We start from the raw sequence: 23,754 nt of genomic DNA, 5'->3' as shown, positions 1-23,754 counted from the left end.
AGAGGCTTGTCCTGAGCGTAACAGGGAGGTGCCTGAACGGGTCGCTGGGGCGGCCCCTTTTTGTTCGAATCGATATACCAATTCACTAGAACGATTTGTCAATTGAATTGGTATTAGTAATAAAGATACGCCGTGAGTTTCGCTGTCGTATCTTCCATATGCCAATGTTGGTACTGAACCTGGCTGCGCACCGCCCAGTTTCGATTAAAGCTCCAGTGCCAACTTGCCATCAGTGATGCATCTTGCTCGGCCGATGAATCGATTAATGCCAGATATTGCCCTTGTATGCCGACACGGTGACTGTCTGCCGTTTGGTAGAGCAACCCTGCTTCCACACCCAAGCCCACAGTGATGTCATGATCAGTCAGCTCACCATGACTGATCTCAGTAGAAAATAATGAATACGCATGAAGTTTGTCCGAACGACCCCAAGCTTTGCCGGTACCGCCTTGAACAAACCACCGGCCTGTTTGTTTTTCATTCATGGGTTTGCGGTCAAAACCTGCTCTAGCATTCCACGCCAGACTCTCAAAAACCCTATTACTCGGTGCCAATGCCATCGCATCTAAGAAATAGAAACGATCAAGCTTAGCATTGCGATCGCTATCAACACTCAATTGTGTATCCAAAAAACTGATTTGAGCGCCAGGAATAAAACCCGCTTGGGAATCCAGCACATCATGGTACGCCGCTCGCCATTCCAATGTTATTTTATCTGTCGAATATTTACTCGTTTGCAGCCCTGCGCCAACCCTTGCCGAGGCATGCCCTTGCTCAGGCGACACCCGAGGAGCCGGAACGGGTGAAAAAGGAGACTCTACGGTTATTCTACTGCGTTGGTGCAATAACCGCGTTAAGCGTTTGGCCGTGCTATCTCGCTCTAAAGCCTTATCGTACAGTTCAAAATTAAGCCACTCATAAGCGAGTTCCAAAATAGCGGCACGCTCTGAAGACGTAAACTCGTCAGATGAGGGATAGTCACCATTTTTTGCTTTAACCACCGCATCAAACAGTGATGGTTCTATTTCATTGGCTTGATGCAATAATCGCGTCCCAAAAGCGGCGCGATACTTTGGTACATCTAACAGGTCATTTTTTGCCAGCGTCTCGACCGTATCGGATGGAATGGCTTGCAGAGGAAAGTCCTTTATGAGAGACAAATCATCTCTTGCTAATTCAAGTAACGCGAGCAATTGGTAAGAACAATTTTCATCTAGAAAATAATAGTCAAACTCAGCATGTCGCATTTCCCACAAATGTAACAAGATACGATCAACCTCACCTTCACTCAGGTCAAGTTTATACTCCCAAATATCTCGCGACTCCATGTCATTATATTCACGAACTTTTCTATAATAAGGCATAACCGTGAACCTGCCTGGGTAACTCCCTGCCAGCCCTTTTATTGCAAATAAAGCGGGGTTGTCCTGACTTTCTGGTTCAGCTGCGAAGTTGATAGCAAAAGCCACCAATTCTTTATTGCGAGTTTGATTCTTAGCATCCACTCTTAATAAAGTATGCCCAAACATGGAGGAAGGGTTATTCATAAATGCAGTTGGAAACACGAGTGTCAATCCCTCAGGCTCCAAAACATCACGCCACCTTTCTAACTCGGTGCAGTCGAGCTGTACGCTTCGGCCATGTAATGACTCCAACCAGGCGTAGCGTGCAGGATATTGACACTGGCTTATTTCGGCCACATCAGGATCATTGTTGTACAACTTATCAATAGTCGCGACAAGCTCGGAATATGGGTTCACTTTTCCATCAGGAGAAAGAAAGAATGACCCTTCCCTGACGGTGCTGACAGGGCCGCGTAACGGCTTTAAAAGATAATGCCCCAGCTTTAACCAGTATGGATTTTGAGATAAATCTGCAACATTATATTTATCATGATTAAACGAAGAAGCACCGGCTGTAAAAGGATAAAAGGTGAAGGAAAGACTGAGAATAGAAACAAAACTGACCGTCGAAAACTTCATGAGATACCGTTGCCACCCTTATACTTCTTATATTTAATCAGTTTTTAGTGAAAATGAACATAAGAGAATTATAAAAAGTGCTCCCTAAGGAGCACTTTACCCTATATTCATAATTAGATACGGTAACCAGCCAGTGTTTTGTTTTGTACGATCAGCGTATTTAAACTAACCAACACCTCTTGAGACGTCACATTTTCCGAACCAAAAACGGCTGCAAAATTTTCTTGAGCAACAGCGTTAAATTCAGATTTGTCCGCTGGTTGAATACCCCAAACCTCGGAGAGTGTTGCAAGTGTTTCCCCTTCACCCTTCGCCATATCACGAGCCAGGTTATCCATGTTACCATCGATGAACATAGCCAGTTTCTGTGATGAAGTCACGGTACCCGTACCGTCGCAACCCAAAGTGCCAAAAGTAATACCAAAGGTTTGGTTACCTGAAGTACCATTGGTTGTTGCACCCAGAACCTTAGAGACTTTGCCAGATTTTCCGGCAAATACCATAGAGCCGAGACCACAACCAATATCCTCATCAGCCACTGCAATATTAGAAAAAGGGACGGATGCAATCAGTGCTGCTACGGCAATAATTTTTTTCATAAAATATCCTTATAATCATTGGAGCTGTAAATTAACCATGAATACAGGGGGCGAGCATTCTTTATCCAACGTTAACCCTTTGGACTTGGCACGAAAAATATGGTGCATTTTTCAGAACCAAATGATGAAAATTCCACATAGAGGTGTACTTTCGTCTATAAAACATCCATGTTGAAAGTATGCTCGCCCCCTGACCATGGAGATGATATCTCATATACAGAGAAAAATTAATTTTTTAGTAAGATAATGATACTAACTAGACGGATAGAATGTAGGTATTCAACCCTCGAATAAGATGTCAACTATCCTGACGACTTCCTCACTCTAATAGCAGATTATGTCATGCCAGATGCAGAACCTAAACAGTCACTAACCCCGAAACCTGCTGACAACCAAAGGCGAGAACGTGAATGTTCATATTCCAACCGTCCCGTTATTTGTCGTGCCGCACAACATTCTGAGAGTCGCCCTGTCTAAATGAGTGAATTTCAAACAGGGCAGCATCCTCTGTTTTTCTTTGGAAATTGTGATCTGTATCGATTAATAACCTCACCCTAACGTAGCTCCCTAATTCAGGTAACAACTCCATCTTTCAATTCACAATGGAGTAAGCGAACATCCTATCCTTTACTTACGCTTTATTTACTATTTCGCCCGAAACGACTGTATCCACGAGAGGTTTCTTGGCCCAATAGCCGGCCAGCAGGGAACCGGAAATATTATGCCACACGCTGAACAGGGTGCCAGGCAAGGCCGCGGCCGGGGTGAAGAACTTCATCGCCAGCGCCGCCGCCAGACCGGAATTTTGCAGCCCCACCTCGAAGGCGATGGTCCGGCAGACTTTCCTGTCGAACCCCATCAGGGCGGTAATACCATAGCCCAGCAGCAAACCACAGCTGTTGTGCAGCACCACCGCCAGCGCCACTATGCCGCCGATATGGGCGATGTTGCCCGCGTTCAGCGCCACTACGATGGCAATGATCAACACGATGGCGGTCATGGAGAATAACGGCAGCACCGGCTCCAGCTTCCGTATCAGCCCACCGGCAAGGTAATTGATAACCACCCCCAGCAGCACCGGCGCCACCACCACCTGCAGCAGGCTGATGAGCATGGACTGCACAGGTACATCTACACTTTGTCCTACCAGCAGCGCCACCAGCACAGGGGTGAGTACCACACCCAGCAAGGTGGAGATTGCCGTCATCGAAATCGACAGCGCCGTATCCCCCTTGGCCAGGTAACACATTACATTGGAGGAAGTACCACCGGCCACGCTGCCCACCAGCAACATGCCCACGGTCAGCTCGGCATCGAAGCCGAACAGGGTGGCAATCAGCAAGGCCACCAGCGGCATCACGGAAAACTGCAGTACCACGCCGATCAGCAGCGCCTTTCTGCTGGCCAGCACATTGCGAAAATCCTTGAAACTCAGCGTCAGCCCCATGCACAACATGATAACGGTCAGCAGCGGCACTATCTGTCCCTTGAGCCCGACAAACAGCTCTGGCTGAACAAAGGCAAGAACCGACAATAACAACGCCCATAACGGGAATAACTGAATAACCAGGGGCAGCATGATATTTCTCTCTGATGTTAAGGTGGTGTCATCCACTACGGATAACCAAAGGTGTCTTGTTAACATGAAGCTGCCGGCTGCCACAAGCGGTGGTGTCATCACCGATTCAATCGCTCAAAAAAACATTGCATAATCGAGCCCTGTTTCCCTTCACCATTTCGGACTTTTTTATGACTCCCGCCATCCTGTTTCTGGAAAAACAAAAGGCTACCTTTACCCAGCACCAGTATGAGTGCACCACCCTGGATGACTTCGGTGCGCACGCAGCCGAACAATTACAAGTACCGCTGGATCAGGTGTTCAAAACGCTGTTGACCGAAGGGGAGCAAGGGGTAGTGGTGGCGCTGGTGCCCTCTTCCGGCAAGGTGAGTCTCAAGCGGCTGGCCAAGGCCGCCGGGGTGAAAAAACTCGACATGATGCCACCGGCCAAGGCGGAAAAATTGACCGGTTACAAGGTAGGCGGCATCAGCCCCTTCGCCCAGAAGAAGCGGCTGCCCACCATACTGGACGCCTCGGCACGGCAGCATCCTTTCGTGCTGGTGTCCGGCGGCAAGCGCGGATTGTCGGTCGGTATCGCCGCCGACAGCCTGCAGGCCCTGCTTGGCGCCGTGATGGCCGATATTGCCGAGTGATGCGTCAGGCGTGAAACTGAAAGAAAGGACATCCCCCATACGAAGCCAGATATTCTTTTCTGCTATTTCTTGCGACTACTTGACGAAAAACGCTACTATCCTGTTCGATAATACAAACGATTCTCAAACGCATAGCCATAAGGATACTTGGATGCCTTACCCGAAACTCGTGCTCGCCGCCGCCATCGGCGCACTGCTGAGCGGCTGCGCCCAGACCAGCCCCCCCGCCGTCAGCCAGCAACAAGTCGTCGAGCACTACGCCGATATCGCTCATGCGGTGTACGCCGACTCCCTGACTGCTGCCGAGCAGCTGGATGTAGCCATCAAGCAGTTGTTGGCCAACCCCGGTGAGCAGACCCTGGCTCAGGCACGCACTGCCTGGAAAGCCGCCCGGGTACCTTATCAGCAGTCGGAAACCTTCCGTTTCGCCAACCCGGTAGTAGACGAGTGGGAAGGCCAGCTCAACGCCTGGCCGCTGGATGAAGGTCTGATCGATTATGTCGCGACCGACTACCAGCACGAGCTGGGCAACGACGGCGCCACCGCCAACATCATCGCCAACAGGGTGTTGCAGGTCGGTGGTGAGCGGCTGGATGTCGGCGACATCACTCCCGAGCTGCTGGCCAGCCTGAATGAACTGGCGGGCTCCGAGGCCAACGTGGCCTCCGGCTATCATGCCATCGAGTTTCTGCTCTGGGGCCAGGATCTGCATGGTACCGCCTCCGGTGCCGGCGAGCGTCCCTACACCGACTATGCGCTGGGTGCCGACTGCACCAATGGAAACTGCGATCGCCGCCGAGACTACCTGCAAGCCGCCAGTCAGCTGCTGATAAGCGATCTGGGCTGGATGAGCAGCCAGTGGCAGTCAGGCCAGACCGACAACTATCGTGCCGAGCTGACCGCCCTGCCCGCCGAAGAAGGCCTGCGCCGCATGCTGTTCGGCATGGGCTCCCTGTCACTGGGCGAACTGGCCGGTGAACGGATGAAGGTGGCGTTGGTGGCCAACTCGGTAGAAGACGAACACGACTGCTTCTCAGACAACACCCACCACTCTCATTACTACAACGAGAAAGGTATCGTTAACCTGATGTTCGGTGAGTATCAGCGCATCGACGGCAGCACTCTGCAGGGTCCTTCACTGCTGCAACTGGTGGCCCAGCAGGATGCGGATGCCGCCAGGCAGATCGGCATGCAGATGCGTGAGAGCGAGCAAGGCGTCTACCGCCTGGTGGAGTCTGCCGAACTGAACAAGGTGTATTTCGATCAGCTGATCGCCGCCGACAACCCGGCCGGTAACCAACTGGTGCAGGAAGCCATCGACGCCCTGGTCGCGCAGACCCGCGCCATCGAGCTGGCCGCCAATACCATCGGCATCAACAACCTGAGCCCGGACACCGCCGATCACGAGTTCTGAGTTCAAATCCGAAAATTTCAATAACTAGTACCAATAACAACTATCAATAACAACGTAGCGGGAGGGCGGCGCCACAGCGTCGTCTCCTCCCCTCGACAGCACACCTTGAACATCAGACTATCAACGGATCTTCTGGCGACAGGTAACAGGTTGCCCCTGTGCCAGCAAGAGGCCAAAGGGATCTGCCCCACCGCCCCTTTGACCGACTTTCCGGAGCTTCCCGCTCAACAGTCTGATCTTTAAGGCGTGCTCTTTATTCTGGAGTCTCTATGTTTTTCCGACTCGGCAGCTTGCTGCTCGGCGCCACCCTGGTGTTGAACGCACAGGCCAACCCGGCCAAACCCGGTGGCGACACCACCACCGATAAAACCGGTGCCAACGCCTTTTCCATGCCCGCCGCCAACCTCAGCTTTGAAAAACGACTGGATTTCTCGGTCGGCAACAGCTTCTTCCGCAACCCCTGGGTGATGGCACCGGCCACCACCGATGCCCGCGATGGCCTGGGCCCCCTGTTCAACACCAACGCCTGCCAGAGCTGTCATGTCAAGGACGGCCGCGGCCACCCGCCGCAGTTTGCCGACGACAACGCGGTCAGCATGCTGGTGCGCCTGTCGATCCCGGCCGACGGCAGCCCCGAGCAGCAGGAGTGGTTGCGCGTACACGGCGTGATCAACGAGCCCACCTATGGCGGCCAGCTGCAGGATATGGCCATTCCCGGCGCCCGCCCCGAGGGCAAGGTACAGATCGACTACCAGGCCCACGACGTCATCCTGGGTGATGGCACCAGGGTGGAGCTGCGCCGGCCACAGCTGGTGGTGGCCGAGCCCGGTTACGGCGAGTTGCATCCGGATACCCTGTTCTCGTCCCGTATCGCCCCGCCCATGATTGGCCTGGGTCTGCTCGAAGCCATCGATGAAACCGAGCTGCTGGTGCGCGATGATCCGCAAGACAGCAACGGCGATGGCATCAGTGGTCGCGCCAACCGGGTGTGGGACATCGCCGCCGAGAACACCGTCGTCGGCCGCTTCGGCTGGAAAGCCGGGCAGCCGAATCTACGTCAGCAGAATGCCGGCGCCTTTGCCGGTGACATGGGATTAAGCTCCGCACTGGTTCCAGACGACGACTGCACCCCGGCTCAGGGGTGCGGTCGGTATCCCGATGGTGGCGAGCCGGAAGTCAGCGAAGCCATCATGGACTCGGTCACTTTCTACAGCCAGCATCTGGCGGTACCCGCCCGGCGTAACCTGAATGATCCGGACGTCATGGCCGGCGAACAACTGTTTCTGGCTCTGGGCTGCAGCGGCTGTCATACCCCCTCTTACACCACAGGCAAGCACCAGAGTCCGGCCCTGAGTCACCAGAAAATCTATCCCTATACCGACCTGCTGCTGCACGACATGGGTGAGGGGCTGGCCGACAACAGACCCGAGTTTGAAGCCAGCGGCCGCGAATGGCGCACGCCGCCGTTATGGGGCCTGGGCTATGCCGGCGAAGTCGCCGGCAACAAGGCCCATTACCTGCATGACGGCCGGGCCCGCACCCTGCTGGAGGCCGTTCTATGGCACGGCGGTGAAGCCGACGCCGCCAAACAAAGCGTCATCTCCATGAGCAGCGACGAACGTGCCCGGCTTATCGCCTTTCTGGAGTCCCTATGAAGAAGTCCCTGTTACTGCTCGCCACCCTCGGCACCTTGACTGCCTGCCAGAGCCAGCCTCCGGTTGATTCCGCCCTGCAGACCCTCGCCGATCATCACCTGACCTTCATGCGCCAGCAGGCAGTTCGGCTCGCCGGCGAGCTGGATAGGCTGCAACAGGCCGGTGCCGATTATTGCCTGCCGCCATCGTCTGCCCCACCGCAGGAGTCACTGGCCGGGCTCAAGCAACACTGGCGCAGCAGCTTCGCCGCCTGGAGCGCCCATCAGGGGCAGAGCGGCGGCCCGCTGGATGCCGAAGGCCTGAGCTTCGCCTTTCAATTCTGGCCCGACAAGAAAGACACCACCGGCAAGCAACTGCAACGCCAGCTCACCGCCGCCGAACAGGACAAGCCCATCCAGTATCAGGGGGCCACCACCACCCTGGGCGCCATGGAATACCTGCTGGAAAGCGACCTCACACCCAGCCAGCGCTGCCTGCTGGTGCCGGAAATCGGCACCCGGCTGGCCGCTAATGGCCGGCAGCTCAGCGCCGCCTGGCATGATGTCGATGGTTACCAGCAACAGCTGGCGCTGATGCGGCAACAGGGTGGTACCACTGCCCTGCTGACCCAGATCCTGGGTCAGCTTGCTCACCGTTACGATCGCATCGAAAAGAAACTGGTGTTGCCGCTGAACACCGTCGAACACCCCCGGCCGCTGTTTGCCGAAGCCTGGCGCAGCGGTCAGTCGCTGCACTTCATGCGCACCAGCCTGATTTCTCTGGAGCAGGAATACCGCCATGGCGGCATCCGCACCTACCTTCAAGACTCGCAACAACAAGACCCGGGTCATGCCGCCGTCATCACGGCTCTGGATCATGCCTTTGCCGACACCCTTGAACATCTGCCCGCAGGCGACAGCCTGGGCTACTGGCTGGAAGGGGATCGCTACGCCGCCCTGCTGCGCTTCAAGCTGTCCTTCGATCAGCTGGGTTATCAGCTGAAACAGCGGCTGCCCGGAGACCTGGGCCTGAACCTGGGCTTCAACGCTACGGACGGTGACTGATGCAACGGCGCCGGTTTCTGAAAGGCCTGTCCGCCGTCGGCGTCTTGTACAGCCTGGGGCTGGCCGGTTGCGCCCTGCCCCGTCGTTCGCAGAGCTATTTGCTCGGCGGCGGTCGCCGGGATCAAAACCGCTATGTGGTACAGGCACTCAATCTGGATGGCAGCCTGCGCTATGAGCTGCCGCTGCCCGACCGGGGCCACGGCATGGCGGTGCATCCTCATCTGCCGCTGGCGATTTGCCATGCCCGACGCCCGGGCGGCTTTCTCTGTCTGTTCGACCATGCCGAAGGTCGCCTGTTGCAGGTGCGCGCGGCCGATCCCCGGCGCCATTATTACGGTCACGGCGTGTTCAGCGCCGACGGCCGCCGCCTGTTTACCACCGAAGGGGTCAGCAACAGCAGCGAAGGTATCATCGGCGTCTACGAGCTGGCGGCGGGCAGGCTGGAAAAGGTGGCGGAATACCGGGGCTTCGGCACTGGCCCGCACGAAATTCGCCTGCTGCCCAACGGCAATCTGGTGGTGGGGGTGGGCGGTGTGCACACCCTGGGGCGGGAGCCGCTCAACCTGAATAGCATGGCGCCCAGCCTGAGCTATCTCGATGCCACCACAGGTGCACTGCTGGAACAGGCAACGCTGGCAGACAGGCAGCTGTCGATTCGCCACCTGGCGGTAACGACAGACGGCGAAGTGTTCACCGGCCAGCAATACAGAGGCGAACCGGACGACTATCCACCGCTGATAGTACGCCACCGCGCCGGCCAGCCGCGGCAGCCACTCGGCGGCACCGCACCCATTCCTTTGGGCGGTACACCGCTGGACTGGGCGCGCTTCAATCACTACATCGCCAGCATCGCCGTGACCGACACCCTGATCGCCGCCACCTCCCCGCCAGGCAACTGTTACGGCCTCTGGCATCGCCACAGTGGCGAACTGATCCGTATAGCCCCCTTGCCCGACGCCTCCGGCGCCTCGGCCCAGGACGGACAAATCTGGTTGGGCAGCGGCCAGGGCGGCATCAGCAGGCTCGACAGCAGCGGTCGCGAGCAACGCTTTTATTCTGCTTATCAATGGGATAACCACTGGGCTTTGATTGACGCCTGACTATCATTAGGTTGTAGTGGTATCCGGCCCCGCATAACGGGGCCCTCGACTCCCTCAGACCATCATCGGCACAAGGAACATTGCATGGGTATTTTAAGCTGGATTATTTTCGGTTTGCTGGCCGGCATGTTGGCCAAATGGCTGATGCCGGGCCGGGACGGCGGCGGTATCATCATGACCATGCTGCTGGGCATCGCCGGCGCCTTCGTCGGCGGCTGGGTTGGCACCCGCCTCGGCTTCGGCTCTGTCACCGGTTTCAACCTCGGCAGCTTCTTCACCGCCATCATCGGCGCCCTGATCCTGCTGTTCGTCTACCGACTGCTGAAAAAGTAACGACGGTTCAAGAAGTAACAGGGTTATCTCCGGCTACACATCCATGAGGGCCCGGAAATGCCATCCCTGGCATTTCCGGGCGGTTGAGACAATTCCTGCTATCTCGTCGTGACACCGGCGTCGTCTGTTGGCAGACGTCTTGAATAAGTAATCTGTCTGATTGGGGCCGCTCTAAATCGAGTACGAATACCTTCTTCTATGCCAGGGATATAACAGAAAACGTACAGGGATGTATCTACAGCGAATCGGTGGGCGCCCCCTTTGTCCTCTATTCCGCACCAGACTAAAACTCGGTTTATAGACCCCATGCGCCCAGGCTTCATCTGCGTTATGGTGATGCCCCACTATTATTCTCAGGAGCACAGATGGAGCCCTCAGCGCACATCACACCTTCCCCCAGGGTCGGCGTTATCGCCATCGTCTGGCACCGGCAGCAGGTGTTGCTGGTCAAACGCAAGTATCCACCCCACGCCGGTCACTGGGGCTTTCCCGGGGGCAAGCTGGAATGGGGTGAAACCATGGCCGAAGGCGCGGCCCGGGAGCTGTTGGAAGAAACCGGTATTCACGCAGAGATGACGGCGCCCTTCGCCTGTTATGACGTGCTGGTCAACGGTGACAACGACGTGCTGGCCCACCATTATGTGATGGTGGCCGTCGGCGGCCGATACCGGAGCGGCTGCCCCCGGCCCGCCGACGATGCCGAGGCCGTCGCCTGGTTCAGCCCCGAGGCCCTGCCCTCGCCACAGTGCCCGGACCTTCTCGAAATCATCGAACGTTCCCGCCAGTCATAACGACAACAGGGGCCCGCAGGCCCCTGTTGTCGTTATCCACGGCTCTGTCTGAAAAGAAATATTCCCTGCTCACCGACGAATCTCCCCCGGCCAAATCACCTTGCGAGCCGCAAGCAACGGCTCGCCGCTCACCACCACTTCGCACAGACACGCGGCAAGCTTCAAACTCGCTATCGGCCAGGTTGCAGTCATTGCATTAAATTTTCAAATGTAATCGTAATGTTAATAATATTTTACCGATGCTTCATATCCCCATAATCTGATGCCCAAAACGCGGATACAGGCCATGACCGACCTGAATCACGCCGCCATCCAGGAGGGAGTAGACATGACAGTTGAAAAAACAGAAATCGATACGCTTGTTATAGGCGCCGGTCAGGCCGGTGTGGCCATGAGCGAACACCTGAGCAAGCTTGGAGTCCCCCACCTAGTGCTGGAGCGTAATCGCATCGCCGAAGGCTGGCGTACCCAACGCTGGGACTCGCTGGTTGCCAACGGCCCGGCCTGGCACGACCGCTTTCCGGGTCTGGAGTTCGATGATCTCGACGACGACGCTTTTGCATCCAAAGATCGTGTGGCCGCCTATTTCGAAGCCTATGCCAAGAAATTCAACGCCCCCGTGCGTACCGGCGTGGAAGTCAAAAAGGTACAGCGCAACACGAACCGTCCGGGCTTCATCGTTGAAACTTCCATAGGCAAGATCCAGGCCAACCGTGTGGTTGCAGCTACCGGACCTTTCCAACATCCGGCCATTCCGCCAATTGCGCCCAAGGACGAAAGCCTGCACCAGATTCACTCATCCAAATACCGCAACCCGCACCAGCTGCCAGAAGGCGCCGTGCTGGTAGTGGGAGCCGGCTCCTCCGGCGTACAGATCGCCGACGAGCTGCAACGCTCCGGCAAGACCGTTTACCTGTCGGTCGGTCCGCACGACCGTCCGCCGCGTGCCTACCGCAACCGCGACTTCTGCTGGTGGCTGGGCGTACTTGGCGAGTGGGACGCCGAAGCCATGAAGCCGGGCACAGAGCACGTAACCATTGCCGTAAGCGGCGCCCGCGGCGGCCACACAGTAGACTTCCGCAGACTGGCCAAACAGGGCCTGAACCTGGTGGGTCGCACCGGTACCTTTGCCAACGGCAAGGTCACCTTTGAAAAAGACCTGGCGGAAAACATTCGCAACGGCGACGCCAACTACCTGGAACTGCTGGATGCGGCCGACGCCTATATTGCCCGCAACGGCCTGGATTTACCGGAAGAGCCACAAGCCCGCCAGCTGCTGCCGGATCCCGAGTGCATGACCAACCCAACCCTGGAACTGGATCTGGCCGAGGCCGGTATCACCTCCCTTATCTGGGCCACCGGTTTTACCACCGATTACAGCTGGCTGGACGTGAACGCTTTCGACGAAAAGGGAAAGCCCCAGCACAAGCGTGGCGTATCCACCGAGCCGGGAGTGTATTTCGTGGGTCTGCCCTGGCTGTCCCGCCGTGGCTCCACCTTTATCTGGGGTGTGTGGCACGACGCCAAGCACATTGCGGATCACATCGCCACTCAACGCAAGTACGCGGCCTACCAAGACGCCGACCAGCGCGATACCGGGAAAGTGAGAGACGTTCGCAATACCAAGAAGGAAAGCGTCGCCTGAGCTTGACCTGTTAACCCGGGCCGGCACGGCGCCGGCCTCGGTTCGTTTATTCAATCTTTATTACTTTGGAGCACCCAGTGGCCACTCATACTCGCATTCGCATGTTCAACACCAAGGAAACCTATCCTAACCAGACCCTGGACAACGATCTATGCCAGGCCGTACGTGCCGGCAACACCGTGTATGTTCGCGGCCAGGTCGGTACCGATTTTGAAGGCAACCTGGTGGGGCTGGGAGATCCCGCCGCACAGGCCGAACAGGCAATGAAAAACGTCAAGCAATTGCTGGAAGAAGCCGGCAGCGATCTCAGCCACATCGTCAAGACTACCACCTACATCACGGATCCACGCTTTCGCGAGCCGGTATACCGTGAGGTGGGCAAGTGGCTGAAGGGAGTTTACCCCATCTCCACCGGTCTGGTGGTAGCTGGCCTGGCCCAGCCCGAGTGGCTGATGGAAATCGACATCATCGCCGTTATTCCCGACGACCAGGCATAAGCAGGAGACCAACATGACCTTTTCCGTCGCCGGGGTTTGCCCCGAAACCGGCATGATGGGCTGTGCCATCACCTCTTCCAGCATCGCCGTGGCCAGCCGGTGCGCCTTCGTGCGCAGCGGCGTTGGCGTGGCGCTGACCCAGAATGTCACCAACCCGACGCTGGGTCCGCTGGCGCTGGATCTGCTGCAGGAAGGCATGGCTCCCGACGAAGTACTGAGGGCCCAGGCAGAGGCTGACCCGCATGTGGAATGGCGTCAGCTCGGCGTGCTCAACGCCCGGGGTGACTCCGCCGTATTCAGCGGCGAGCAGGCGCTCGGTCTTCATGCCATGGCCCGGGGCAAGCACTGCCTGGCCATGGGCAACCTGCTGGCCAACACCGATGTGCCCCAGGCCATGATCACCGCCTTTGAGCAGAGTAAAGGCCATCTGGCCGAGCGCCTGTTGCAGGCGCTGGAAGCGGGCCTGGCCGCCGGCGGCGAGCTGGGGCCCGTCTATTCCGCCGGCCTGCTGATGAACGCCGACCCCAGCTGGTCGGTCGTGAATCTGCGAGTGGACTGGCATATAGAGCCCATCACAGAGCTGCGCATGGTCTGGCAAAATTACCAACCGCAAATGCAGGCCTATATTACCCGCGCCAAGGATCCGGCCAATGCCGGCTCCTTCGGGGTACCGGGAGACGAATAACCCCGTCTTCCCCTTGCAAACCGCGGGTATGCCGGCCCATGCCCGCGGTTCATTTCAGTCGGGCCGTCATGGAGAAGTCATCAATGGAACTGTTCAAATCCCTTTCAACCATCGTAACCGCCGCCTCCTTCGCCTGCCTCGCCACCGGCGCCCAGGCGGAAACCTGGAAATACGCCATCGAAGTATCCCAGGGCGACATTCAGGACATGTACGCCCAGGAATTCAAGAAACGCATCGAAGCCAAGACCGACGGCGAGATTGAAGTCAATATTTTCTACGGCGGAACCCTCGGCACTTCGGCCGACGCCACCGAGCTGGTCGCCGACGGCGCCCTGCAGTTCGCCAACATTTCTCTCGGCCACCTGGGTACCTTCGTGCCCGAGATACAGTTGTTTTCCATTCCCTTCATCCTGTCGGAAAACAACGAGGTCAACAAACAGCTGATGACCGACTCCAGCACCGTCTACCAGGGCATGGAACAAGGCTTTGCCCGCACCGGCCTGCGCCTGATGAGCATCTACTCCGAAGGGGAAGACGCCTGGGCCGCCAACCGGGAAGTACACGCACCGGAAGATCTCGATAACTTCAAGATGCGTATTCTGGTCTCTCCGCTGCAGGTGGAAGCCTTCAAGGATCTGGGCGCCAACCCCACCCCCCTGCCCTTTGGAGAAATCTACGGCGCGCTGCAGCTGAAGATGATCGACGGCGTGGGGCAGCCCATTTCCTCCGTGTACCAGAGCAAGTTCTTCGAGGTCACCGACTACCTGATTTCGGCCCGTCATCAGCTGTTTACCAGCTCCATCATCACCGGTGACGACTGGTTCCAGAACCTGCCGGCCGAGCGCCAGCAACTGGTTCGCGACACCATGACCGAGGTGACCCACTACATGATGGATGAGGTGCCACGCCTGGAGCAGGAGTTCCTGGCACGCATTCTCGAAGAAAAGCCGGAAATGACCTACATCAGCCTGAATGAAACCGAGCGTGATGTCTTCCGGGCCCGGGCCGAGCAGACCCGCAAGAAGTTCGTCGGCATGACCGACGGCAAGGGCGAGCAAATCCTGAAGGACTTCCTGGCCGAACGCGCCGAACTGGAACAACGACTGAACTGATCAGCCGCTTCCCCCGCCGCCGCTCGCTCGAGTGGCGGCTCTCACCGAGGATAATGCCGTGACGCATTTACTTGAACGATGCCTGATCCGGATCGACCGCGGCCTGAAAGGACTGGAAGTCACCTGCCTGGCCGGTGGCGTACTGCTGATGGCACTGAACACCATCGTCAACGTCCTTGGCCGCTACCTGTTCAGTCAGAGCCTGTATTTTTCCGAAGAGCTGAACCAGATACTGATGGTGGTGATCACCTTCATGGGACTGGGTTACGTCACTCGTCAGGGTCGCCACATTCGCATGTCGGCGATCTATGACCAGCTCGGCAACCGCCACAAGAAAGGGCTGATGCTGCTGATCACTCTGAGCACGGCCGTCACCCTCTACCTGCTCAGCTACTACGCCTTCCTCTACGTGGCCAAAATCGCCCAGCGGGGCATGCTCACCGCCGCGCTGCAGATACCCATGTACTGGACCCTGCTGGTAGTACCACTGGGGCTGTTCATCGGCGGCCAGCAATACAGCCTGGCCTTCGTTCGCAACCTGCAGAGCCGTGATGTGTTTCTGTCGTTCCACGCGCTGGATATTTACGACGACTCACAAGCCACGAAATCGCCCTGACGCGACAGCCTACAGAAGGGATACAACCATGACCACGGTAATGCTGTGCACCATGATAACGCTGCTTTTGCTGGGTTTTCCCATGCTGATGCCGCTGCTGATTGCCACCCTGGTGGCATTTTTTCTCTACTTTGACATGCTCAACCCCACCATCATCATTCAACAGATGGTGGGCGGAGTGAAACCCACGGCACTGACCGCCGTCCCCATGTTCATTCTGGCCGCCGACATCATCACCCGCGGCCATTCCTCCGACCGCCTGCTCGACCTGGTGATGCGCTTCGTCGGTCACCTCAAGGGCGGGTTGGCGGTCACGGTGGCCACCACCTGCACCCTGTTCGGCGCCGTATCAGGCTCCACTCAGGCCACGGTGGTCGCGGTGGGCGGACCCATGCGCCCGCGCATGCTCAAGGCCGGCTACAGTGACCACTTCACCATGGCGCTGGCCATCAATGCCTCGGACATCGCCTTTCTGATCCCGCCCAGCATCGGCATGATCATCTACGGCGTGCTCACCGGCACCTCCATTTCCGAGCTGTTTATCGCCGGCATAGGCCCGGGCCTGCTGATCCTGCTGATGTTTTCCGCCTATGCCGTTTACTACGCCTGGCGTCACAAGATACCGGTGGAGCCCAAGTCAAGCTGGTCCGAGCGCTGGCAGGCCATGCGCCGGGCCATCTGGCCCGCCGGCTTTCCCCTCATCATCGTCGGCGGTATTTACGGCGGTATCTTCAGCCCCAGCGAGGCGGCCGCCGTGTGCGTGCTGTACGCCATGCTGCTGGAGATGGTGATTTTCCGCTCCATCAAATGGAAAGAGCTGGGTGCCATTGCCCTGTCCACCGGCCTGGTGACCGCCGTGGTATTCATTCTGATCGGCGCCGGTGCTGCCTTCTCCTGGGCGCTGTCCTATGCCGAAGTACCGCAGACCATCATTGCCGGGCTTCACCTGGAGCAAGCCAGCCCGATGACGGTGTTGGTATGCATCGCCATCGCCTTTTTCATCGGCTGCATGTTCGTCGATCCCATCGTGGTGATGCTGATCCTGATCCCCATCTTCCTGCCGGTGATCCGCTCTTCCGGGCTGGATCCGGTACTGGTAGGCACCATGATCACCCTGCAGGTGGCCATCGGCTCCGCCACCCCGCCCTTTGGCTGCGACATCTTCACCGCCATCGCCATTTTCCGCCGGCCCTACATGGATGTGATCCGCGGCACGCCGCCCTTCATTGTCATGCTGCTGTTCACCGCCGTGCTGCTGGCCCTGTTTCCGCAAATCGCGCTGTTTTTACGCGACCTGCTGACCACCTGACAAGGAGCACATCATGACAACCTCATCTCCTCGTTTATTCCGGCATCTGCTGGTCGCCCTGGACGACTCGGAAGAAGCCGGCCATGCCCTGGAAACCGCCGCCGGCCTGGCCCAGCACCACGGCTGCCGGCTGACCCTGGTCAGTGTGTACCGGCATTTTTCCTACACCAACAGCCGCTATACCCAGATCCGGGTCGGCCCGATTGACACTGAAAACCCGGTAGATCTGAGCCTGAAATACCAAGCCGAAGAAGTACTGGCGCGGGCCCGGTCGCGGCTGAGGCAGCGGAGGCTGGAAGCAAACTACCTGCTGCGTCGCGGCGCGCCGACGGCCGTCATCATTGCGCTGGCCGAGCAGCTGAACGTGGACGCCATCGTCATGGGCAGCGGGCCCAGAGGCAACATTCCGGGCCGGTTGCTCGGCAGCATCGCCGACAAGATCAGCGCCCAGGCCCACTGCAGTTGTATCCGGGTACGTCGGCCGAGGCAGACGATAGAATAGTTTTTATTTATCTAAAGCAGAGAATAAAAATATTTTTAATATACAAGGCCATTACATAATATTTACCACCAGGAAACAAAACGCCTACTTGCAGGCGATTCATCCCACGAATGTTCAGGAGAGCCCATGGCCAGCCCCCTTACCCTCGAGATTCTGCAAACGCTTATCGGCTTCGATACCACCAGCGTGCGCTCCAATCTGGCACTGATGGATTATATAAAAGGCTATCTGACCGAACACGGCGTGGAGAGTGCCCTGATTTACGACGAAACGGAGCAAAAGGCCAACCTCTACGCCACCATAGGTCCGGTAAACCGGCCCGGTGTCATGCTGTCGGGTCACACCGATACGGTGCCGGTCACCGGTCAACAGTGGACCCATGAACCCTACCGGCTGACGGTAGCGCAGGAACGCGGTTACGGCCGGGGCACCGCCGACATGAAAGGTTTTCTCGCCGTGGTACTGGCCGCCGTGCCCGATATGGTCAGCGCCTCGCTGCATACCCCCATTCATCTGGCCTTTTCCTACGACGAGGAAATAGGCTGTGTCGGGGTGCGCCGGCTGATCGACAACCTCACCCTGTTACCGGTCAAACCGGCCCTGTGCATTATCGGCGAACCCACCGAAATGAAGGTGGTCACTGCCCACAAGGGCAAACTCGCCGCCCGGGTGACGGTACGGGGCAAAGAATGTCATTCCGGCATGGCGCCTTACGGCGTCAATGCCGTCAACTACGCCGCCCGTCTGGTGTGCTGGCTGGAGCAGCTGGCCCTCTGGAAGCGCAATCAGGGCCCCTTCGAAGAAGGGTACGACATCCCCTACAGCACGGTGCACACCGGCACCATCGACGGCGGCACCGCCCTCAACATAGTGCCCAACCACTGCCGGTTTTTGTTCGAGATCCGCAATATTGCCGCCGATGATCCCCATCGGCTGCTGGCCGAGTTCCGGGACCATGCCGACACCCTGATGACCGAGATGCGCCGCACCAGCCCGGACTGCGCCATCGATATCGAGATCACCAGCGAATACCCGGGCCTCAGCACCGCCAACGACGCCGAGGTGGTGGCCTTTGTTCGGCACCTGACCGAAGCCAAAGGCACCCATACCATCGGCTTTGGTACCGAAGGTGGCTTGTTCAGCCGGATATTGGGAGTACCCACAGTGGTGTGTGGCCCCGGAAGCATGGCCCAGGGCCATAAACCCGACGAATTTATCGAGATCAGCCAGCTTGAGCTGGGCGAACGCTTTATCGCACGCCTGCTGGAGCAACTGAGCATTCCCGCAGGGGAATAAGCCCCGAAACGGCCGGCGCCCGCTCATACCCGTTACACGCAGGGATGCTTGAGCGGGCCGGTCCATATGAACATTCAGGAGTAAAGGAATTATGTCCGAAAATGTTAGCCTGACCGCCGCACCCGGCGCGGCCGAAACACCCAAAACATCCGGCTTTGGCCGCACCCTCGGCCTGGGCTCACTGCTGGCCGTAGCCGTCGGTCTGGTGGTATCCCAGGGCGTCATGGTATTGATGCTCCAGGGCGCCGGCATTGCCGGCCTCGGCTTTATTATTCCCCTGGCCATTGGTTACATACTGGCGCTGACCTACGTGGCGTCCTTTTCCGAGCTGTCGCTGATGATCCCCCGCGCCGGCAGCCTCAGCAGCTACACCGAGGTGTCCATCGGCCACTTCCCGGCCATTCTGTCGGTGTTCTCCGGCTATATCGTCGTGGCCATGTTCGCCCTGTCGGCAGAGCTGCTGTTGCTCGATTTCATCATCGACAAAATCTATCCGGGTGTGTTTCCGCCCATGAGTATCGGTGTCGGCCTGCTGGGCGTATTTACCGTACTCAACCTGATGGGTATCGATCTGTTTGCCAAACTGCAGTCGGTGCTGGCTTTTGTGATGGTGCTGGTGCTGCTGGCTCTGGGCCTCTCTGCCATCGGTGGCGTGGCCAACCCGCATCCCGTCGGCATTGATCTCACCAGCGACTGGAACCCGCTGGGCACCGGCGTATTCGCCCTGGTGGCGCTGGCCATCTGGGGTTTTGTCGGCGCCGAATTTGTCTGCCCGCTGGTGGAAGAGTCCAAACAGCCGGAGCGCAACATTCCCCGCTCCATGACCCTGGGGGTCACGGTGATCTTCGTCACCATTGCCTTCTACTGCCTGGGCGCGCTGTTCTATATTCCGGCGGACCAGCTGGCTGGCTCGGCCCTGCCCCACTACGACTTCGCCCAAGCGGTGTTTGGTGAAGCCGGGCTGACCTTTATCGCCATTGCCGCCATCACCGCCACCTGCAGCACGGTGAATACCTCGCTGGCAGCCATTCCTCGCATGCTCTACGGCATGGCCCAGAACGGCCAGGCTTTCCCCCAGTTCAGCAAACTGAGCCGCGGCTCGCGCACCCCCTGGGTGGCGGTACTGTTCGTGGCCGCCATCACCGGCCTGCCCCTGCTGATCATGGGCGATGATCCGGACGCCATCGGCCTGCTGCTGATCTCCGCCGCCATAGCCTGGTTGCTGGCTTACATCATCACCCATGTCAACGTCATGGTGCTGCGCCGCCGCTACCCGGATCTGAAGCGTCCCTACAAGACACCGTTTTACCCCCTGCCCCAGATTGTAGGGATTGCCGGCATGATTTACGCCATCATCTACGCCTCCCCCTCCCCCGAGCTGAGCGGACAGATCTTTGGTACCGCCGGCGTGGTGCTGGGCATTGTCTCGGTCATCGGTGTGATCTGGGTCAAGCTGGTCATGAAGAAGCAGCTGTTCAAGCCCGAACCCATCGAGAAAGTACTGAACGCGAAGTGATAGACAACCGGATACTGACGGCGGCTTCGGCCGCCGTTTTCGTATTTGCGAATAAACAACCGGCCCATATCCACCAGGCTCGAAGGCCCGCTCCTCCACTCCGCCCCGGAGGAAACACACAAAGCGTGCCTCTGCGGCGAGTCGATACCGGCTTCTGGCGGGTAACGAAAGAGTAGCCAGGCAGGAACCCGGCAGCATTTTTCCATCAATAAATCAGCCTCTTGGCCAAAGGGTTCGTGCCTCATCAACCCTGCATAAAGTTTATTAATGCAGGAGAAGGGAAAATGATATTTTAACAATGATGTAATGTTATTTAACATGGGAACCATCAAGTTATTAACCAACGGGTCAGGTTGACCCACGACTCCCCTGGGGTCAGATGGCAAGCCGATAATGGCATCAAGGCAAAGGAGCTATTGAAAATGTCCAAACCAACCAACATCGACATGCAGCAAGTGTGGCAACAGGACAAGGATCACTACATTCACCCCTGGACCGACTTTTCCACCTTCAAGGAAACCGGCTCCATGGTACTGGCCGACAGTGACAACGTGCACGTAATCGACGGTGACGGAAACCGCTATCTGGACGGCATCGGTGGACTCTGGTGCGTCAACATCGGCTACGGCAACGAGGAAATGGCCGAGGCCATCGCCCAGCAGATACGCACGATTCCCTATTACTCCTGCTTCGGTCACCACACCACTGTGCCCGCAGCCCAACTGGCTGCCAAGCTGGCCGAGCTGGCCCCGGGCAACCTGAACCACGTGTTCTACGGCTGTGGCGGCTCTGTTGCCAACGACACCGCAGTACGCATGATTCACTTCTACTTCAACCAACTCGGCAAGAAGAGCAAGAAACAGATCATCTCCCGTATCGACGGTTACCATGGCAGCACCTACATGGCGATGTCCATCACCGGCGTAAAGTTCGACCATATCGGCTTCGACATCGAAGAAAAGATGGTGCACCACATTTCCTGCCCCAACCCCTACCGTCGCCCGGCTGACCAGAGCCTGGAAGACTTCTGTGACCAGAAGGTGCAGGAGCTGGAAGACAAGATCCTGGAGTTGGGCCCGGATAACGTGGCCGCCTTCTTCGCCGAACCAATCATGGGTGCCGGCGGCGTTATCGTCCCGCCCGAGGGTTACCATAAGCGTACTCTGGACGTATGCCGCAAGTACGGCGTGCTCTACGTGTCCGACGAAGTGGTTACCGCCTTCGGTCGCCTGGGTCATATGTTCGCCTCCGAGGATGAGTTCGACTTCGTACCCGACATCATCACCTGCGCCAAGGGCCTGACCTCCGGCTACCTGCCGCTGGGCGCCACTATTATTTCCGACGACATCTACGAGGTGATCAGCAAGCCTCAGGCGGACGGTGCCATCTTCACCCACGGCTTCACCTACTCCGGTCACCCGGTCAGCTGTGCCGCCGGTCTGAAAAACATCGAAATAATGGAGCGCATTCAGTTGTGCAATCATGTCCGTGACATGGGCTCCTACTTCGAGAACCAACTGAAAACCCTGCTCGACTTGCCCATCGTCGGCGACGTGCGCGGCCGTAAGTTCATGATGTGTATCGAGAACGTGGCCAACAAGGAAACCAAGGAGCTGATAGCCCCCGAGGCCAAGGTGGGTAACCGCATCGCCGAACATTGCCAGGCCCGCGGCCTGATCGTTCGCCCGCTGGCGCACATGAACGTGCTGTCACCGCCGCTGACCCTGACCAAGGAGCATATCGACTTTCTGGTGGCCACCCTGCGCGAAAGCATTGAGGTCACCATTGAAGACCTGCGCCGGGACGGCTTTTTGTAAACACGGGATCACGGGCACGACTTGATGGACAGCACCCTGTACATCGCCCGTATTCCTGACTTGTAACATGGCCGGAGTGAAGTCGTTTTAAAGCGGACTTCACTCCGGCTTTTTGCTACCTACAACACTGACATGTCGAGGTAAACATGAACTCAAACTCACCGTTAATGCAGGAACAGAACACCGAAGAAATTCGCATCGAAAAGGACTCCCTGGGTGAGCAACAGGTGCCAGTACAGGCCTGGTACGGCGCCCAGACCCGGCGCGCCCGGCAGAACTTTGATATTACCGGCGTGCCCATCAGCCACTTTCCCGAGCTGGTCCGCGCCCTGGCCATGGTCAAGGCCGCCGCCGCCCGGGCCAACCATCGGCTGGGCCTGCTGACCGACGACAAGGCCGCCGCCATTCAGGACGCCTGTGCCCAGCTGCTGCGAGGCGAGCACCACGAAGAATTCATTGTGGATCTTATTCAGGGCGGTGCCGGCACCTCGACCAACATGAACGCCAACGAGGTGATCGCCAACCTGGGTCTGTCCAAACTTGGTTTCGCCAAGGGCCAGTATGCTCAGTTGCACCCCAACAACGACGTCAATCGCTCCCAGTCCACCAACGATGTCTATCCCACCGCCTCCCGGCTGGCCATCGTGTTCGCCGCCCAGGGACTGAAAACCGCAGTGACCGAGCTGCAGCAGAGTCTGGCCGCCAAGGGCATGGAGTTTGCCGATGTGCTCAAGATGGGCCGCACCCAGATGCAGGACGCCGTCCCCATGACCCTGGGCCAGGAGTTCGAAGCTTTTGCGGTAAATCTGGGCGAAGAAGATGCCCGCATCGATGATGCCTGCCGCCTGCTGTGCGAAATCAACCTGGGTGGTACTGCCATCGGCACCGGCATCAATGCGCCACGCGGCTATGCCAATATGGCCGTGACCGAGCTGGCCGATATCAGTGGCCTGCCGGTCAGTCTGGCTCACAACCTGGTGGAAGCCAGCTCCGACATGGGCGCCTTCATTACCTTCTCCAGCACCCTCAAGCGGCTGGCGGTGAAGCTGTCCAAGCTCAGCAACGATCTGCGTCTGCTGTCCAGTGGTCCGCGTACCGGCTTCAACGAAATTCACTTACCCGCCATGCAGCCGGGTTCGTCCATCATGCCCGGCAAGGTCAACCCGGTGATCCCCGAAGCCATGAACCAGACCGCGTTTCAGGTCATCGGCACAGACATGACGGTGACGCTGGCTGCCGAAGCCGGACAGTTACAGCTCAACGCCATGGAACCGCTGATCATCTACAACCTGCTGAACAACTGCCGCATGCTGGAAAAATCGATTCGCATGCTGGATCGGCTGTGTATTCGCGGCATCACTGCCAACGAAGAACGCTGTGCCCAGCATGTGGAGCAGAGCATCGGTATCGTCACCGCCCTGGTGCCCCATATCGGCTACGACAACGCCAGCCGCATTGCCGGCCAGGCACTGCTGAGCGGCAAGGGGGTCGCCGCACTGGTACGCGAGGAAGCACTACTGAGCGACGATCAGCTGGCTGCCATTCTCTCCCCCCAGAGCATGGTGCGCCAACAGGCTTGACCGTTCTCTCCCTATGTGAAAATGCCGGGTTCGCCCGGCATTTTTGTGCCC

21 protein-coding genes are annotated in these 23,754 nt (G+C 57.9%); 18 read left to right on the top strand and 3 right to left on the bottom strand.

Translation table 11 applies throughout. The features are described from left to right. Positions 1–113: 113 nt before the first annotated feature. The 3 genes from ACLEIV_RS06325 to ACLEIV_RS06315 form a co-directional block, all read right to left on the bottom strand. Complete coding sequence (locus tag ACLEIV_RS06325; protein WP_410455816.1) at positions 114–1,982, bottom strand: Lnb N-terminal periplasmic domain-containing protein; 1,869 nt, start codon at positions 1,980–1,982, stop codon at positions 114–116. A 113-nt stretch (positions 1,983–2,095) separates the two neighbouring features. Next, entirely contained in the window at positions 2,096–2,581 is a 486-nt protein-coding gene (locus tag ACLEIV_RS06320; RefSeq protein WP_410455815.1) for a DUF3015 domain-containing protein, read from the bottom strand. 631 nt (positions 2,582–3,212) lie between these two features. Then, on the bottom strand, positions 3,213–4,160 hold the full coding sequence (locus ACLEIV_RS06315) for a bile acid:sodium symporter family protein (RefSeq protein WP_410455814.1): 948 nt from the start codon (positions 4,158–4,160) through the stop codon (positions 3,213–3,215). Between the two features lie 170 nt (positions 4,161–4,330). Between ACLEIV_RS06315 and ybaK the strand changes: the two genes are divergently transcribed. From ybaK to ACLEIV_RS06225, 18 genes are all read left to right on the top strand, one after another. After that, entirely contained in the window at positions 4,331–4,792 is a 462-nt protein-coding gene (ybaK, locus tag ACLEIV_RS06310; RefSeq protein ID WP_410455813.1) for a Cys-tRNA(Pro) deacylase, read from the top strand. 151 nt (positions 4,793–4,943) lie between these two features. Beyond that, positions 4,944–6,206 (top strand): imelysin family protein, encoded by a 1,263-nt coding sequence (locus ACLEIV_RS06305; protein ID WP_410455812.1) that lies wholly within the window; start codon positions 4,944–4,946, stop codon positions 6,204–6,206. Positions 6,207–6,475: 269 nt separating this feature from the next. Then, positions 6,476–7,861 carry a di-heme oxidoreductase family protein gene (locus ACLEIV_RS06300; protein WP_410455811.1) on the top strand — a complete coding sequence of 462 codons (1,386 nt, stop codon included), beginning with the start codon at positions 6,476–6,478 and terminating at the stop codon, positions 7,859–7,861. Then, entirely contained in the window at positions 7,858–8,904 is a 1,047-nt protein-coding gene (locus tag ACLEIV_RS06295) for an imelysin family protein (protein WP_410455810.1), read from the top strand. The genes ACLEIV_RS06300 and ACLEIV_RS06295 overlap by 4 nt, the downstream gene beginning before the upstream one ends. Further along, positions 8,904–10,004 carry a DUF1513 domain-containing protein gene (locus ACLEIV_RS06290; RefSeq protein WP_410455809.1) on the top strand — a complete coding sequence of 367 codons (1,101 nt, stop codon included), beginning with the start codon at positions 8,904–8,906 and terminating at the stop codon, positions 10,002–10,004. The genes ACLEIV_RS06295 and ACLEIV_RS06290 overlap by 1 nt, the downstream gene beginning before the upstream one ends. An 84-nt stretch (positions 10,005–10,088) precedes the next feature. Next, positions 10,089–10,337, top strand: coding sequence for a GlsB/YeaQ/YmgE family stress response membrane protein (locus ACLEIV_RS06285; RefSeq protein WP_410455808.1), 249 nt, complete (start codon positions 10,089–10,091; stop codon positions 10,335–10,337). 365 nt (positions 10,338–10,702) lie between these two features. Further along, on the top strand, positions 10,703–11,128 hold the full coding sequence (locus ACLEIV_RS06280; protein ID WP_410455807.1) for an NUDIX hydrolase: 426 nt from the start codon (positions 10,703–10,705) through the stop codon (positions 11,126–11,128). Positions 11,129–11,414: 286 nt separating this feature from the next. Then, positions 11,415–12,773: a flavin-containing monooxygenase gene (locus tag ACLEIV_RS06275; RefSeq protein ID WP_410455806.1), complete on the top strand. Its 1,359-nt coding sequence runs from the start codon at positions 11,415–11,417 to the stop codon at positions 12,771–12,773. Between the two features lie 77 nt (positions 12,774–12,850). Then, positions 12,851–13,270: a RidA family protein gene (locus ACLEIV_RS06270; RefSeq protein WP_410455805.1), complete on the top strand. Its 420-nt coding sequence runs from the start codon at positions 12,851–12,853 to the stop codon at positions 13,268–13,270. A 13-nt stretch (positions 13,271–13,283) separates the two neighbouring features. Beyond that, positions 13,284–13,955 carry a DUF1028 domain-containing protein gene (locus tag ACLEIV_RS06265; RefSeq protein WP_410455804.1) on the top strand — a complete coding sequence of 224 codons (672 nt, stop codon included), beginning with the start codon at positions 13,284–13,286 and terminating at the stop codon, positions 13,953–13,955. 83 nt (positions 13,956–14,038) lie between these two features. Beyond that, complete coding sequence (dctP, locus tag ACLEIV_RS06260) at positions 14,039–15,067, top strand: TRAP transporter substrate-binding protein DctP (RefSeq protein ID WP_410455803.1); 1,029 nt, start codon at positions 14,039–14,041, stop codon at positions 15,065–15,067. Positions 15,068–15,125: 58 nt separating this feature from the next. Continuing rightward, positions 15,126–15,683, top strand: coding sequence for a TRAP transporter small permease (locus tag ACLEIV_RS06255; RefSeq protein WP_410455802.1), 558 nt, complete (start codon positions 15,126–15,128; stop codon positions 15,681–15,683). Positions 15,684–15,711: 28 nt separating this feature from the next. After that, positions 15,712–16,992 carry a TRAP transporter large permease gene (locus ACLEIV_RS06250; RefSeq protein WP_410455801.1) on the top strand — a complete coding sequence of 427 codons (1,281 nt, stop codon included), beginning with the start codon at positions 15,712–15,714 and terminating at the stop codon, positions 16,990–16,992. Positions 16,993–17,005: 13 nt separating this feature from the next. Beyond that, entirely contained in the window at positions 17,006–17,494 is a 489-nt protein-coding gene (locus ACLEIV_RS06245) for a universal stress protein (RefSeq protein WP_410455800.1), read from the top strand. Between the two features lie 126 nt (positions 17,495–17,620). Further along, positions 17,621–18,790, top strand: coding sequence for an acetylornithine deacetylase (gene argE / locus ACLEIV_RS06240; RefSeq protein ID WP_410455799.1), 1,170 nt, complete (start codon positions 17,621–17,623; stop codon positions 18,788–18,790). Positions 18,791–18,881: 91 nt separating this feature from the next. Next, positions 18,882–20,306, top strand: a complete 1,425-nt coding sequence (locus ACLEIV_RS06235; RefSeq protein ID WP_410455798.1) for an APC family permease — start codon at positions 18,882–18,884, stop codon at positions 20,304–20,306. Positions 20,307–20,728: 422 nt separating this feature from the next. Next, on the top strand, positions 20,729–22,123 hold the full coding sequence (locus ACLEIV_RS06230) for an aminotransferase (RefSeq protein WP_410455797.1): 1,395 nt from the start codon (positions 20,729–20,731) through the stop codon (positions 22,121–22,123). A gap of 146 nt (positions 22,124–22,269) precedes the next feature. Further along, on the top strand, positions 22,270–23,703 hold the full coding sequence (locus tag ACLEIV_RS06225) for an aspartate ammonia-lyase (RefSeq protein WP_410455796.1): 1,434 nt from the start codon (positions 22,270–22,272) through the stop codon (positions 23,701–23,703). The last annotated feature ends 51 nt before the right edge of the window (positions 23,704–23,754 follow it).

The organism is Oceanisphaera submarina (assembly GCF_046521305.1).
Lineage (GTDB): Bacteria > Pseudomonadota > Gammaproteobacteria > Enterobacterales > Aeromonadaceae > Oceanimonas > Oceanimonas submarina.
Note: the sequence above shows the minus strand (reverse complement) of the source record. Positions and strands in the feature narration are given on the sequence as shown.

Coding starts and splice junctions, on each gene's coding strand:
- ACLEIV_RS06325 (WP_410455816.1), bottom strand. CDS start 1,982: ATGAAGTTTTCGACGGTCAGTTTTGTTTCTATTCTCAGTCTTTCCTTC.
- ACLEIV_RS06300 (WP_410455811.1), top strand. CDS start 6,476: ATGTTTTTCCGACTCGGCAGCTTGCTGCTCGGCGCCACCCTGGTGTTG.
- ACLEIV_RS06285 (WP_410455808.1), top strand. CDS start 10,089: ATGGGTATTTTAAGCTGGATTATTTTCGGTTTGCTGGCCGGCATGTTG.
- ACLEIV_RS06245 (WP_410455800.1), top strand. CDS start 17,006: ATGACAACCTCATCTCCTCGTTTATTCCGGCATCTGCTGGTCGCCCTG.
- ACLEIV_RS06225 (WP_410455796.1), top strand. CDS start 22,270: ATGAACTCAAACTCACCGTTAATGCAGGAACAGAACACCGAAGAAATT.
- ACLEIV_RS06250 (WP_410455801.1), top strand. CDS start 15,712: ATGACCACGGTAATGCTGTGCACCATGATAACGCTGCTTTTGCTGGGT.
- ybaK (WP_410455813.1), top strand. CDS start 4,331: ATGACTCCCGCCATCCTGTTTCTGGAAAAACAAAAGGCTACCTTTACC.
- ACLEIV_RS06265 (WP_410455804.1), top strand. CDS start 13,284: ATGACCTTTTCCGTCGCCGGGGTTTGCCCCGAAACCGGCATGATGGGC.
- ACLEIV_RS06280 (WP_410455807.1), top strand. CDS start 10,703: ATGGAGCCCTCAGCGCACATCACACCTTCCCCCAGGGTCGGCGTTATC.
- ACLEIV_RS06275 (WP_410455806.1), top strand. CDS start 11,415: ATGACCGACCTGAATCACGCCGCCATCCAGGAGGGAGTAGACATGACA.
- ACLEIV_RS06295 (WP_410455810.1), top strand. CDS start 7,858: ATGAAGAAGTCCCTGTTACTGCTCGCCACCCTCGGCACCTTGACTGCC.
- ACLEIV_RS06290 (WP_410455809.1), top strand. CDS start 8,904: ATGCAACGGCGCCGGTTTCTGAAAGGCCTGTCCGCCGTCGGCGTCTTG.
- ACLEIV_RS06320 (WP_410455815.1), bottom strand. CDS start 2,581: ATGAAAAAAATTATTGCCGTAGCAGCACTGATTGCATCCGTCCCTTTT.
- ACLEIV_RS06305 (WP_410455812.1), top strand. CDS start 4,944: ATGCCTTACCCGAAACTCGTGCTCGCCGCCGCCATCGGCGCACTGCTG.
- argE (WP_410455799.1), top strand. CDS start 17,621: ATGGCCAGCCCCCTTACCCTCGAGATTCTGCAAACGCTTATCGGCTTC.
- ACLEIV_RS06230 (WP_410455797.1), top strand. CDS start 20,729: ATGTCCAAACCAACCAACATCGACATGCAGCAAGTGTGGCAACAGGAC.
- dctP (WP_410455803.1), top strand. CDS start 14,039: ATGGAACTGTTCAAATCCCTTTCAACCATCGTAACCGCCGCCTCCTTC.
- ACLEIV_RS06235 (WP_410455798.1), top strand. CDS start 18,882: ATGTCCGAAAATGTTAGCCTGACCGCCGCACCCGGCGCGGCCGAAACA.
- ACLEIV_RS06315 (WP_410455814.1), bottom strand. CDS start 4,160: ATGCTGCCCCTGGTTATTCAGTTATTCCCGTTATGGGCGTTGTTATTG.